At 39.8% G+C, this 14,861-nt stretch carries 9 protein-coding genes; 7 read left to right on the forward strand and 2 right to left on the reverse strand.

Going from position 1 to position 14,861, the window contains the following annotated elements:
- The first annotated feature begins 49 nt into the window (after positions 1–49).
- The 6 genes from ABFX33_RS14185 to ligD all read left to right on the forward strand — a co-directional run bounded on the left by ABFX33_RS14185 (position 50) and on the right by ligD (position 9,693).
- A complete protein-coding gene (locus tag ABFX33_RS14185) occupies positions 50–1,873 on the forward strand; it encodes an alpha-L-fucosidase (RefSeq protein WP_346086536.1) in 1,824 nt (607 codons plus the stop codon).
- Positions 1,874–2,183: 310 nt separating this feature from the next.
- Positions 2,184–3,965, forward strand: a complete 1,782-nt coding sequence (locus ABFX33_RS14190; RefSeq protein WP_346086537.1) for an alpha-L-fucosidase — start codon at positions 2,184–2,186, stop codon at positions 3,963–3,965.
- A 96-nt stretch (positions 3,966–4,061) separates the two neighbouring features.
- Complete coding sequence (locus ABFX33_RS14195) at positions 4,062–5,825, forward strand: alpha-L-fucosidase (RefSeq protein ID WP_346086538.1); 1,764 nt, start codon at positions 4,062–4,064, stop codon at positions 5,823–5,825.
- Between the two features lie 516 nt (positions 5,826–6,341).
- On the forward strand, positions 6,342–7,121 hold the full coding sequence (ku, locus tag ABFX33_RS14200) for a non-homologous end joining protein Ku (protein WP_346086539.1): 780 nt from the start codon (positions 6,342–6,344) through the stop codon (positions 7,119–7,121).
- A 20-nt stretch (positions 7,122–7,141) separates the two neighbouring features.
- Entirely contained in the window at positions 7,142–7,753 is a 612-nt protein-coding gene (locus tag ABFX33_RS14205; RefSeq protein WP_346086540.1) for a DNA polymerase ligase N-terminal domain-containing protein, read from the forward strand.
- A 65-nt stretch (positions 7,754–7,818) separates the two neighbouring features.
- On the forward strand, positions 7,819–9,693 hold the full coding sequence (gene ligD, locus ABFX33_RS14210) for a DNA ligase D (RefSeq protein WP_346086541.1): 1,875 nt from the start codon (positions 7,819–7,821) through the stop codon (positions 9,691–9,693).
- A gap of 129 nt (positions 9,694–9,822) precedes the next feature.
- Here the strand turns inward: ligD and ABFX33_RS14215 are convergent, their stop codons facing one another.
- Entirely contained in the window at positions 9,823–10,434 is a 612-nt protein-coding gene (locus ABFX33_RS14215; protein WP_346086542.1) for a DUF2306 domain-containing protein, read from the reverse strand.
- A gap of 74 nt (positions 10,435–10,508) precedes the next feature.
- Complete coding sequence (locus tag ABFX33_RS14220) at positions 10,509–11,657, reverse strand: helix-turn-helix domain-containing protein (RefSeq protein ID WP_346086543.1); 1,149 nt, start codon at positions 11,655–11,657, stop codon at positions 10,509–10,511.
- Between the two features lie 374 nt (positions 11,658–12,031).
- On the opposite strand from ABFX33_RS14220, the gene ABFX33_RS14225 reads away from it, so the two are divergent.
- On the forward strand, positions 12,032–14,854 hold the full coding sequence (locus ABFX33_RS14225) for a TonB-dependent receptor (RefSeq protein WP_346086544.1): 2,823 nt from the start codon (positions 12,032–12,034) through the stop codon (positions 14,852–14,854).
- The last annotated feature ends 7 nt before the right edge of the window (positions 14,855–14,861 follow it).

The following is a 14,861-nucleotide window of genomic DNA, read 5'->3' on the forward strand; positions in this document are numbered from 1 at the left end:
TCTATAAATAGGGACATTAGGAGCTGTTCTGATAATTAATATATGTGATATGTATAAAGTTTTAAAATATAAGGTATTATCGATCTTATTTTTCTTTGTTATAAAAGGTTATGGACAAGTCGATAGTCAACCTTACGAGGGGCTGGATGAGTGGTCCAAGACAAAAGACCATCGAATGGAATGGTTTCGTAAAGCACGCTTTGGCATGTTTATTCATTGGGGGCTTTACAGCGCGGCCGGTGGGAGCTGGCAAGGTAAGCAATACCCGCAGCATTATGCAGAATGGATACAGACATGGGCGACGGTACCGAGTAAAAGTTATGCAACAGAATTGAAACCAAAATTTACAGCAGCCAAATTGAATGCGAATGAATGGGCAACACTTGCAAAAAATGCGGGAATGCAGTATGTGGTTTTGACTTCCCGCCACCATGAAGGATTCAGTCTTTTCAATAGCAAACAGCCATTTTCAGTTTCGAATACCATCACCGGTGGAACAAATATATCACCCAAAGGGAGAGATCTTTACGGGGATATCGTACAAGCCTTTCACAAGAAGGGGCTTAAAGTTGGTGCATATTATTCACTATTGGACTGGCAGCATCCTGATTCCTACGAGGGAAAACAGTTCAATAGCGAATTGAAAGATCATATACCCGATCGTAAGGTTTATAAGGAATACCTTTACCAACAGATTAAAGAATTAGCAACCAATTATGGAAAATTGGATATATTATGGTTGGATTTTAGTTCTAAGAACCGACAAGGTGAGACTTGGGGAACCAAGCGTATCCTGAAAGATCTTCTCAAATGGCAGCCGGATATTATTGTTAACAATCGTTTTTGGAATGGTTTAGAGAATAAAAATGGTGATATTGGTACACCTGAAAAATACATTCCACCCACAGGGCTTCCAGGCATGGACTGGGAAGTGAGCCATACCATGAACGAAAGCTATGGTTTTAGCAACCATGACAGTAAGTGGAAATCCTATGATCAAATCATGCGCTTATTTCTGGAAACTGTAAGTAAAGGCGGTAATTTCCTATTGAACGTTGGACCAGACGCGGCGGGTACTATCCCAGAGCCAGCAGTTAAATTGTTGCATAGCATCGGAGATTGGATGAAAATCAATGGCGAATCTATCTATGGGACGACTGCGAGCCCCTTTCAGACTTTGGATTGGGGATATTGTACCCAGAAAAATGATAAGTTGTATTTCCATGTGTTCGATCGTCCTAAAGATGGTCAGATTTCCGTGCCATTAGCAAGCCCACTAAAGGAGGCTTACCTTCTTCAATCACCCCGGCACAAACTATCGATACAGGAAGGGCAGGGGACTAAAATCATTAACATACCTGAAAATAAGGCAATACAGTGGCCACAGGTTATTGTAGCTAAACTAATTGGACCACTTAAAGTGGCTGAAAACGCTGTTCAAACCTCAGCGGATGGGCGGATAGTGCTTACTGCGAACAATGCGAAATTACAAGGTAGTGGTGGAATCAAATTGATAGGTGCCACAACGCATGATCCTAACCGACCGAATGCCATTGGCAATTGGTCTTTGGCAACAGACCAGGCCTACTGGGATATTAAGGTTCAACGTCCAGGCAGCTATAATCTTGTGATCAGCTATCTTCCAAACAAAAAAATGGCTGGAACAATAGAAATAGCTCTTGGCGACCAAAAAATAAGCCATAAGATTCCATCAGGAGATGAAAATAAGTTTATAGAAAAAGAAATCGGTGTTTTAGAAATAGACCAGCGACTATTGGGTGAAACCAATGTAAAACTTAAGCTTTCATTAGCCGAAGTTAACGGTGATCAATTGCCAGAAATAAGTTCAATTATTCTTGTACCTAGAAACTAGTGGTCAATTCAATAGCTTAATGGCCTAATAACGATTCGGTAAAACACAATCAATAGTGAAACGCCTTGATTAAGCACCAGCTCTAAATGATGTTTACTTTTGGCCATTGCAAAATTAAGATAGATTTAGGCTCAATTACAGCCGCGTTAAAAAAGTGTTAGTATTTGCTAATATCGTTGCAAGCTATACTGGAGTAACCATCTATTTTTGAGATAATGCAGTTTGTGATTTTATGTTATGGAGAAAGCTAGCAAATCCATTCCTTTAATCATATAATACTATCTATAATAACTAATTAAAAATGAAGTCAATGATAAATCGTTTAACGGTCTACGTGTTACTTGCATCAAGTATATGTTTACAACCTAGGACGTTATTTGCGCAAGAAATGGACAAAATGTGGGGAGATAAAGCCGTCACCACAAAAAAATCACAAGCAGACTCAGATAAAGGAAAGCGCTTCCGTGAGGGGAAATATGCCATGTTTATTCATTGGGGGTTGTTTTCGCAATTTGCGAATAAGTGGAACGGGAAGACCTATTATGGTATTGGCGAATGGATGATGGATAAAAATATGGCCAATCTGACAACGGCGGAGTATGCGCCGATTGCAAAGGAATTCAATCCTGTGGACTTTAATGCCAAAGCCATTGTTCAGCTGGCTAAAAATGCGGGAATGAAATACATCATTGTTACTGCTAAGCATCATGACGGATTTGCGATGTATGATTCAAAGGCCAGTGATTTTAACATTGTCAAAGCCACACCCTTCAAAAGGGATCCCATGAAGGAACTCGCTAAAGCTTGTGCGGAAGCGGGAATGGGGTTTGGATTTTATTACTCCCACAATCAAGACTGGACAACACCCTATGGGACAGTCTTCAATACGAAGGACAACTTGGATCCCAAATCATTTGAGAGTTATTTTAGACATAAATGTTTACCTCAGGTGGAAGAAATAACCTCGAATTATGGTCCCATTGAATTGGTCTGGTTTGATACACCCGGCGATATGAAAAAGGAGTATATCGAAGAATTGGTTGCTGTGGTTCGCAAAAATCAGCCGAATGCTTTTGTTTCGGGCCGGGCTGGTCATGGACTGGGGGATTATAATACGCTTGGTGATATGGAGATACCATTAAGTAATGTAGATGGTTTATGGGAAGCCGTTGACGTCAGCAACGATGCATGGGGTTATGCCTGGTACGACAACAATTGGAAGGATCCCAAAGAAATTCTTAGACGTCTTATTTCAACGGTAGCCCGTGGCGGTACGTACATGCTAAACATTGGGCCAGATGGCAGGGGAAATGTTCCTCACCAGCAGCAGAAAACATTGCTGGCCGTTGGCGAGTGGCTGAAACGCTATCCAGATGCAATCTATCAGGCTGAGGCATCTCCCTGGAAGCATGCATTGCCCTGGGGCGATATCACAAAAAAGAAGAATAAGCTATCGCTAAGTGTTTACAATTGGCCAAACACGGGTAAATTATATATCCCAGGGTTACAAACGGCTATAAAGACTTCGAGACTCCTAACAGGGAAAAATACGATTCCTTTAAAGCATTATACTGAGCAGGGCTGGACAGTGCTGGATATACCATTTGCTCCCGGCGATCCATTGGTTTCTATTATCGAATTGGAACTTTCTGGCGAAGCTAGGGTAGACCCAAGTTTAGCGCTCGATCCGCAGGGCGTTTCTACCTTCGCCGCTGAATTCGCAGAAACCAGTGCTGTGAAAAAATTCCGAAAGGGCTGGATGGAAAAATTCGGGGAATGGAAACATGTTACCCAAGTGACAGAATGGACAGACCAAGGTACAGCTACGTGGACGATAAATGTACTTAAGCCGGGTTATTATCAAACCGAATTGGAATATAGTGGTGAGGGAAGGCTTGTTTGGCGCATAGATCAGAAAGGCGGACAAGCTGTACAGAATCAACAAAATTCATCAAATATCTATACCTGGCAGCCTATGGGTTGGATGTACTTTGCCAAACCCGGAACTTATGAGATTGCAGTTTCGTTAGTGGAAGGAAAACAAAAATCTACAAGTTTAAGTGGCTTACGGTTCTCTCCGATACGATTTTAATATGGATTATATAGCTTCCAAAAAATTAGCTAGTTAAATTCATCCTATGAAGTAAATAGGTAACTAAATAGTTCTGCATTTGATATTATATAAACAATGAAAAAAATACGGTTATTGGTCCTGGTTTTTATAGCCATGTATCATTCCTCCTGGGCGCAGTGGTCTGTTTTGATGGATGATAAAAAGTATAATGAAACGGAATTTTTCCTCTACCAACGTTTTACGCAGAAAGAATGGGATGCAAGCAATTTTGCCAAGCCGGAAGATATGAAATGGTTTTTGGACGCACGCTACGGTATGTTTGTTCATTTTGGTCTCAATTCCTACGTGAATAAAGATATGAGTTGGCCGATAGTCCGTAACCGCAAAATGCCAGATCATGGACAGGGAGCCTATCCTGACCAAGCCTGGCAGGTTGAGTGGCCTTCCAAATTCAAACTTGAAAAATTTAATGCAAAGGAATGGGTCAATATCGCACAGCGCTCGGGAATGAAGTATATGACAATTGTCGTTAAGCATCATGATGGTTTTCATCTATGGGATACCCAATTCTCTGATTTTAAAATTACAATTACACCTTTTGGCCGAGACTATTTAAAAGAATTAATTGATGCCTGCCATGCCGCAGGTTTGCCGGTTGGGCTCTATTATTCGCAGCGTGACTGGTATCATCCGGATTATGAACCTATAGATACCAATACAGTCCATTCTATTTCCGATCCGCCGTATTATGAGTCCCTACCGGGCAAACGTGTAACAGCAGGGGCAAAACATAAAAAATATATTGACTATCAGTTCAAAGCGATTCGAGAATTACTGACTAAATATGGTAAAATTGATATTTTCTGGTTTGATGCAGTCAGTTGGGGTGGGATGTTTACCGCGGAGATGTGGGATTCCGAGCGGTTGACGCGCATGATCCGAGAATTACAGCCTGGGATTGTTATCAACAATCGGGCAAGTCTTCCCGGAGATTTTGATACACCAGAGCAGCGCATTGGCATGTATCAAGAACGACCCTGGGAGAGCGCAATGACCTTAAATGGCAGTTGGGGTTATGATCCGGAGCATAAAATAAAACCGGTTAAAAATCTGGTTCGTGAAATGCTGACTGCTGCGGCAGGCAATGGCAATGTATTGATAAGTTGGGGTGCAAAATTTGATGGGGCCTTTGACAGTCCGCAAATTGACAGCTTGTTGGCAATAGGTCATTGGTTAAAACAATATGGAGATTATTACTATGGCACCAGAGGTGGTCCCTGGATGCCAACAAAGGAATATGGTGCCGTTCATAAAGCAAATAAAGTATATCTCTATCTTTTTGATCAGGCCATGGAAACGATAAAACTTCCCATCTTAAAACATAATCGTTTGCGCCGGTTTCATCGTGTAGGTGATGATAAGGCGTTGAACTGGAAAGAGGCAAATAACAATTACGTGTTTACAGACATCAAAACGACTGACCCTATTGTACAGATTTTTGAACTTGAATTCGATAGCCCAATTCAAGAAACTGTCGGGGACAGGACTTACTCTATTTTTGATTCCCCAACATATGGTAAGTTGATCTATGAAAAAAAGCTGAATAAAGTGCCTCGCAGGAGAATTACCGTTGATTTAAAAAAAATCAGTAAAGTAACAGGTATTGGACTCTATGGGAATATTGAAAATTTAATAGTAGAATATAGCATCAACAATCAGGATTGGGAAAAACTTTCTGTAAAGCAAGGTTTGAGTCAACAAGAATTGAGTCTGAATAGCTTTATGGCTGGGATGCAGGTTCCGGGTAAGGAAATACGCTATCTGCGTATATATGGTAAACCAAACCCGGAGGTGAATATAAAGATCTTTTCGCAATAATTTGTCTGCGTTTAAGTTGTACTCTTTCAATTATCTCTTATTGATACCTCTGCAGATTGAATTGAAAAAAAATTAACAAGTGGGGATCGCACAAGCCCTTTTGTTGAAAGTTTATCTTCAAAAATCCCCAATTTTTCGGATACAAATCTTTAGCATAATTCAGAAATTCATCAGTACTTTTATCATATAGGAGTTTAGGTGCTCAGTCTCATATAATTTTGATTCATAGCAATAATTATTATTGCCTTAAAGAACTGCGATCTTCTGTATCCTACACTAAAGATGATTAAGTATAAAGACCTTTCTCTAAAATTAGTCAATTTATTTCATCATGAAATCTTCTGATGCATCTGAGACAATGAACACTGCGAGATATTATATAAAAATGTAACACAATAAAACTTTTCCCTAGAAGGACTTGTTTCATATCTAGTTATCAATGGTAAACGGAGTGGGGGGCAATGGACAGATAGGAGGGGTGATGAGGATTGATGTTGTACCTTAAAAACAGAATATATGAGAGCGATCTGGAATGGAGCAATAGGTTTTGGCTTGGTAAATATACCGATCAAGCTGTACTCGGCCAGTGAATCGAGTACCTTGGATTTAGATATGCTGGACAAAAAAGATTTCAGCAATATCAAATACAAAAGGGTAAATGAAAATACCAATAAAGAAGTAGCTTGGGAAAATATCGTAAAAGGCTACAAAATAGAAGACAAATATATCGTATTGGAGAACGCGGATTTTGAGGCAGTAAGTCCCGAAAAATCTAAAATATTGAGTATTATTCAGTTTGTAAAAGAAGAAGAAGTGGATCCGGCACTTTTCGAAACGCCCTATTTTCTGGAGCCTCAAAAAAATGGCGAAGCGGCCTATAGATTATTACTGGAAGCATTAATGAAAACCAAAATGGCGGGAATAGGTTCATTCATTCTTAGAGAAAGGGAAATCCTATGTATGATTCGTCCTTACGAAAAAGAGGTCCTGATGGTGAACAGAATGCGGTATCCTGAAGAAATGAGAAATTATAGTGAATTGAATATTCCATCAGGTAAAGCACCAAAACCCGAAGAACTGAAGATGGCAGAAACCTTAATCAAATCATTAGCAGAAACTTTTGATCCCTCAAAGTACCGAGACACCTACAATGAAGACCTGTTGAAAATTATCCAACAGAAAGCAAAAGGTAAAAAGACAAAACCTAAGGAGATCAAAGAGCCAGCTGGAAAAGCGGCGGATCTTATGGCAATGCTAAAAGCTAGCCTCGAATCTGGAAAAAGAAAAGTGGGATAGATTAATTTAAGTTTTTCAATATGCCATTAGAAGAATATCATAAAAAGAGAGACTTTAAGGCTACTTCCGAACCGGAAGGTAAACAGAATGAAAATGCCACAAAATTAAAGTTTGTCGTTCAACGCCACGCTGCAACACGTCTGCATTACGATTTCCGGTTGGAAATGGAAGGGGTTCTTAAAAGCTGGGCCGTTCCCAAAGGCCCTTCCCTTAATCCATCGGACAAGAGATTGGCCATGATGGTGGAAGATCATCCCTACGAATATAGGACATTTGAAGGAAGCATTCCCCAAGGAAATTACGGAGCCGGAGAAGTTGAAATTTGGGACGAAGGAACTTATGAACCATTAGAGAAAATAGCAGGAAAAACCGACGATTTGATCATGCGTGCTGAACTGCACAAACAATCTCTAAAAGTTGTCTTACATGGTAAGAAGCTGAAAGGCGAATTCGCGCTGGTAAAAATAAAAAATGCCGCAGAAGAAAATGCATGGTTGCTCATTAAGCATAAAGACAAATATTCTGTTTCCGAAGATTATGATGCCGAAGAACATATCTCAAAAAATTCTAAAGTCACAGCTTATCTTCAGAAGAAGACCAGCAAAAAAAAAATGAAAATGCCGAAAGTCTGAAGCATTATAAAAATTATGCGCAGGCACTTTCTCAAGAAAAGAAACTGCCCGGTTTCATCAAACCCATGCTATGCAAAACGACCGAAAAGCCTTTTGATGACAAAGATTGGGCTTTTGAAATAAAATGGGATGGATACCGAGCTATCGCAGATATTCGGAATGTCAACATTCAGCTATATTCCAGAAACGGACTGGATTTTTCGACATCCTTTAAAAAAATTGCTGGTGCGCTCAAAATTCAAACGCATGAGATGATACTCGATGGTGAAATCGTTGCCTACGATGATAAAGGAAAGCCCAATTTCCAATGGTTACAGCGCATAGGGGAACAACACATAGATCTGGTGCTGATATATCAGGTTTTTGATCTATTATGGCTGAACGGGCATTCTACGGAAAACCTTTCTTATCTGCAGCGAAAAGAATTGCTAAAAGAAGCCTTAGTGCAAAATGAAATTATCCAGTATCATGATCATATTCTACATAAAGGGAAAGATTTCTTTCGGGCTGCTAAAGATATGGGACTGGAGGGTATTATCGCTAAAAAACTGGACAGTACATATAAAGAAAATATGAGAAGTTCGGAATGGCTGAAAATAAAGATTCATAAAAGCGACGAAGCGGTGATCTCTGGGTTTACAGAACCGAGGGGATCAAGGAAACATTTCGGATCACTTATTTTGGGAAAGTACCTGGAGGATGAACTGGTTTTCTGTGGGCATACCGGCACAGGCTTTACGGATAAACTCCTCCTAGATTTATATCAGAAAATGCAACCACTGATTGTGAAAGAATCGGCATTTAAAGTAACGCCTAAGACCAATTCCAAAGCTACCTGGCTCGATCCTGAGTTGGTGGCTGAGATCAAGTTTAGCGAGCTTACAGCAGATCATATTTACCGACATCCTGTTTTTTTAAGATTAAGAGAAGATATTGATCCATTAGATGTAAAATTTGCGACAGACCTACCTGATAAAAAAACTAAAATGGAATCTAAAACACCGAAAAAGGCCCCTGAAAAAGATCAAGTAAAGAAGATCGGCAAACAACAGGTCACCCTTACCAATCAGAACAAGCTGTATTTTCCCGAAGATGGAATTACTAAAGGGGATGTTGTTGATTATTATCAGCGTATTTCCAAGTTTATTCTGCCACATCTTAGAAACCGCCCCCAGTCACTCAATCGTTTTCCAAATGGCATTGGAGGATTAAGTTTTTATCAGAAAGATGCGGACGAACATACACCTGATTGGGTCACCTTACAGAAAGTGTTTTCTGAAAGCAATGATAAATACCTCGATTATATCATTTGTAATGATAAAGAAACACTGGCTTACCTCAATAATTTAGGCTGTATTGAGCTTAATATATGGACCAGCCGAGTACAAAAAGCTGAATTTCCCGATTATCTGGTACTCGATCTTGATCCTTCCGAAAAAAACACATTCGAGGATGTTATAGAAACAGCGTTATCCGTAAAGGAAGTATTGGATGGGGTGGGGATTTCAGGATATCCAAAAACTTCAGGAAGCTCTGGTATTCACGTCTACATACCTATGGGAGGAAAATACACCTATGATCAGGTAAAAGATTTTGGGCATTTACTCATGCAGCTGGTTCAGGAGAAACTTCCCGATCTTACCACATTAGAAAGAAGCCTTCAAAAAAGGCACAAAAAGAAAATCTACCTGGACTATCTCCAAAATAGAAGAGCACAGACTTTGGCAAGTGTGTACAGCATACGTCCAAAAGCAGGAGCGCCAGTTTCTGCTCCTCTGGAATGGACTGAAGTCAAAAAAGGTCTTCGCCCAACTGATTTCAATATCTTCAATATAGCAGAACGGTTGAAGGAAAAAGGAGATTTATTCAAGCCCGTATTAGGAAATGGAATTGACCTTCTGAAGGCGCTGAGCAATTTTGAAAATCAATCCGATTTATAGATTTCCAAATTATTGTGAAATATTGCTAGTAAGCTAATGAGATGTGTGATTTTCGCTGGTTCGAAAATAAATTTAGACTCATTATAATGGGGATGTATAATCCTAAAGGGTCATATCCATATTCCTATCTTATATTACTTTGCTAGACTTCTGAATCAAAAAATAAGCAACAGCCAAATTTGGAATCCAGCACCACCATGCTACAACAATATATGCGGTTTCAAAATCACCTAGTATTGCATTTAGGAAGGGGAGCCAAAGTCTTAGTGTAACAGCTGCAAAACAACAAGCATAACTATAAATTATCATATTCCTGTGTGGTAGCAATTGACGCCTCTTGATAGATAGAAATGCCATTAAAGTTGTATAGAACCAAATAACGCTAAGGGTCATAAAACCAAAAGCCGCATACAGTCCTGCTGTTGTATAAAAAGCAATATGAAATCCTGCAACCGAACTCAATAAAACAGCGGTTATGTATACTTTACCGATTTGCCTGTGAAGCATGACATTTTTGTTTCTGATTTTGTGGTTGAATTGAAGCCATCCAATAAGCAAGGCAAGCCCCCCAAGAATGATGTGCGTATAGAAACTCAGATTCCAAAACGGATTAAGAAAAACCTCCTCAGGTTTAGTTTTCAATACACCTGTTTTACTTTCTCCTATAAAGTATAAACTTGGATAAAGACCAATTATGAGTGCTAATACAGCCATCAATAACCATAATATTTTTCTTAGCATTTAAGTACAATTTGAGCTTCAAAAGAAGTAATAATCCATCTCTCAATCGCTCCAAAAGGTAAGGTGATACTTTTTTATATCCGATTACTTAATTGTATTTTTTCTTGTTGACAAAATTGTGTTGGAGAAAGTCCAGTTGCCTTCTTAAAATTTCGGTTGAATGATGTTTTAGAATTAAATCCTACTTCGAATGCCAAAGAGAGGAGTGTATATTTGTTATTTTCGGGCAATATAACAATACGTTGAAACTCTTTGACACGAAAATCATTGATGTAGTCATAGAAGTTTCTTTGTTCCATTGAATTAATTACCTGCGATAAGGTATTACTATGAATATTTAGTCGTTTTGCTACTTCACTCAGGTTTAGTTCGGGTTCTCTAAAAAGTCTTTCTGTTAGCATTAACAGGGTTAATTCTTGGTGAATCTTTAACATCAATTCATCGCTAATAGGTGTTTTCTGATATTTAATTTTTTCATTGCCATCAGGATTTTTAATCTGAGGATCAGACATTTCCTCTGTGTTTTCGGCTTCTATTGTATCACTACTAATCTTTATTAATTGATTATTGAAAATGCCAACCTGTTTTACCCCGAAATAACCGATGAATAAAACGAATAAATCAACTAGAAAAAAAGTGGAAATATCGTTTCCGAATATAACCGATATCCAAATAACAGTCATTCCAATAGTGAGATATACCAACCAGTCCAGATTTATTCTTTCAGAATAGGAAAATTGTCGTTGGATATTGATATGGTGTCTTTTTAGTAGTAATAGCGAAAAAGATATATAAATTATGCCTGAAGGTATGATCGGGATCTGTATGGCTGAAACAAGATTTTCATATCCAAAGCCATGATTTTGATATACTATGATCTTTTGCTCAAATGGAAGGATAAGAAAACCTGACAATAAAAGAAATGCCACAGATACAGGAATGAAATGGATAGACCAATGTAACTTTCTACTTCTTTGATTAGTTAAAGTAGCAACGTATAAATAAAAAAATGGACTATGAACAAGTGGCAACGGGATTTCCATTCCCAGAAAATAAGGGAAATCGAGATAAATACCTGAAACCAATAAATAATAGCAAACTAAATGAAAGGCAATTACAATCAGCCATAGCCCTAAAATAAAATCAGCAACTGATTTGCCCTTTTTTGTAAAAAGAAGCGACGCGAGAAAAGATGAAATAACTATTCCTATAATGTGAACCATTTATTTTTTATATGTAATATTGCTTATAACGTTTTTTTTCGACGATTTTACATGCCAGTTGATATGACCCTCTCCAAACACTTGAATCACAGTTTCATATTCACCTCCGCGCTTAGGGGAGTTTATTGTTCGTTGAATTTAACTTTTTCTTATTATTAAGACAATACAATGTTAATGGATTTTTTGAATATTTATAATCAACTGTTAGTTAGTTATTTATATCAAGAACCGGTACTGTTGCTTCTGTTTTGTTAACGGCTTGTTTATGGGTGGTTCCTTTTTGTAACGCCATTTTTAGCAAGGTTGATTGGCATAATTTCCAATTTCGTATCAGTCCATAAGGATCGCGAAATTCTAAACAATTAAGAGCAACTATGAAAACACTTTTTACATCAGTACTTGTCTTTTTCACTATGCTATTATGCCAAGCGCAGCAGGGTAGCGGTGTCATTACAGGCAAGGTTATGGAGAAGATCACAAAAGCTTCTTTGCCCGGAGCTACTGTAAGATTAAATATTGGCAATAGATATACGATCTCCGATCAGACCGGAGATTATGAATTTTTAAAAGTACCGGTAGGAACTTATACAGTTGAAGTCGTCTATATGGGCTACCAGCTACAGCGTCAAACGGTTACTGTAGCCAGGGGTGAGAATGCAACGATCAATTTTTCGCTGGAGGATGCCTCACACAGGATGGATCAGGTAGAGGTGATGAGTGATCGAGTGCGGGGACAAGCTCGAGCACTAAATCAACAGAAAAATAAATCCAATATTACTAATATTATTTCTTCCGATCAGGTCGGACGTTTTCCCGATGCCAATATCGGTGAAGCCTTACGACGTGTACCCGGCATTACCATGCAGAATGATCAGGGTGAAGCCCGTAATATTATTATTCGCGGCCTAGCACCTGAACTTAACTCCGTGATGCTGAACGGAGATCGTATTCCTTCAGCCGAAGGTGATAACCGACGCGTACAAATGGATTTAATTCCTTCAGACATGATCTCCAGCATTGAGGTCAACAAAACCTTAACTTCTGATATGGATGCCGATGCGATTGGAGGATCTGTCAATCTGATTACCCGCGCCTCACCCAATGGTGAACGGATTTCAGCTACCCTGTCTTCAGGGTATAACCCGATTCGCGATAAGGCGCTTTATACAGGTGGATTTGTCTATGGCAACCGTTTTGCTAAAAGCACGATCGGTATGGTATTGAGTGGTTCTTATAATAACAATATATACGGTTCCGACAATGTTGAAGCAGTCTGGGCAAAGGATAAGTTTGGTAACGCTTTTATCGAGGAGACGGATATTCGGAAATATGACGTACAGCGGATTCGTCGTAGTGTGGCAGCGGCTTTTGATTTCAAGCTTGGTCAGAACCACACCATTTTTGCGAATGCCATGTACAACTGGCGGGATGACCGTGAAAACAGGTACCGTATGCGCATTGATGATATTGAACCGCAGTACAATGAAGGTAATCAGATTACTGGTTACAAAGGCCGGATCGGATTCCAGACCAAAGGTGGAATCGATAATGACCGTAACAAAATGGCACGCTTAGAGGACCAACGTGTACAGAATTATTCCTTGCGCGGCGAGCATCTACTTGCTTCAAATCTGGATATGGACTGGACCGTGAGCTATTCCAAAGCACGTGAATACCGCCCAAATGAACGCTACATGTTATTCCGCCAGAGCGGTCGGACCTTTGATTTCGCGGGTTCAAGTGAGTTTCCGGTATTTAATGCGGTGAACTTTGATGCCAATGCCGTCAGTTTGAATACCATTTCCGAAAATAATGACCTGACCGAAGAAAGTGAATTGGGTGCCAAATTAAATTTTAGATTACCACTTTCCGTTGTTGCCGGCCAAAAAGGTCGCTTGCGTTTTGGGGGGCGCCTACGCGTGAAAGATAAGGACAGAAATAATATGTTTACAACATATTCCCCCATCAACAGCGCGCTGATTCCGAATTTAGGATCTATTCCTAATGTGTTTTTTGATGGTAAAAATTTCCAGGCTGGCGAACAATATGTTCCCGGATTGTTTGCCAGCAGAGCTTATTTGGCCAGCTTAAATTTGACAAATGGTAAAGTATTTACAGGCGAAGAAGATCCGACAGAATTCTTAGCCCTAAACTATTCCGCCAAAGAAAATATCTATGCTGGCTATCTTCGCTGGGACCAAGATATAAACGATAAATTGTCTGTTATTACCGGTTTACGTCTGGAGCATACCAAGATTAACTACACGGGTAATATCATCGAAAACGAAGAAGATCTAGCCGGCACACGTAGCTCAAAAAATAGCTATACCGACCTACTACCTAGCGTCGCTGTGAAATATCAGGCCAAAGAAGATCTGGTTTTGCGGGGAGCTTTTACGACCGCCTTGGCTCGTCCCAACTATTATGCACTAACGCCTTTCGTGGGTATAGTGGCAGGGGATGAGCAGATCACGGCTGGTAACCCTAATCTCGATGCCACCAATGCGTACAATTTGGACTTCATGGCGGAGCAATATTTCAAGTCCGTAGGACTTTTGTCTGGAGGGGTGTTCTACAAGCGGCTGAATAACTTCATCTATACCTATGCCGACCGCGCCTATACGACTGAAAAGTTTGCCAATGATTTTTCTGATCTGGCCAATCCGATTCCTGAAGGCGAGCAGTGGGCATTTACACAGAGCCGCAACGGTGAAAGTGTCAATGTCTATGGTTTCGAGGTCGCCGTACAGCGACAACTGGATTTTCTGCCAGGTAGATTCTTGAGCGGCTTCGGTGTTTATGCTAACTATACGTTCACCAAATCTAAAGCAAAAGGCGTAGCGAACAGTGATGGCGAGTTGCGTGAGGACATGACCCTGCCTGGTACAGCACCTCATATGTTGAATGCCTCCCTTTCCTGGGAAAATAAACGTTTTGCTGCACGGATCTCGGCAAATTATACCGCCGCTTACATCGATGAATTAGGTGGGGATGCCTTTGGAGACGCGTTCTATGATAAGCAATTTTTTCTTGATGCAAATGCATCCTTTAAGGTGTCTAAAGTCGCCCGCTTTTTTGCGGAAGCAACCAATTTAACCAACCAGCCCCTGCGTTATTATCAGGGTGTGTCGAGCCAGACACGGCAGATGGAATACTATCGTCCAAGGTATAATTTCGGGGTGAAGTTTGACTTTTAAATAAATA

Origin of the sequence: Sphingobacterium ginsenosidimutans (genome assembly GCF_039536865.1) — a bacterium.
GTDB classification, from domain to species: Bacteria; Bacteroidota; Bacteroidia; order Sphingobacteriales; family Sphingobacteriaceae; genus Sphingobacterium; species Sphingobacterium detergens.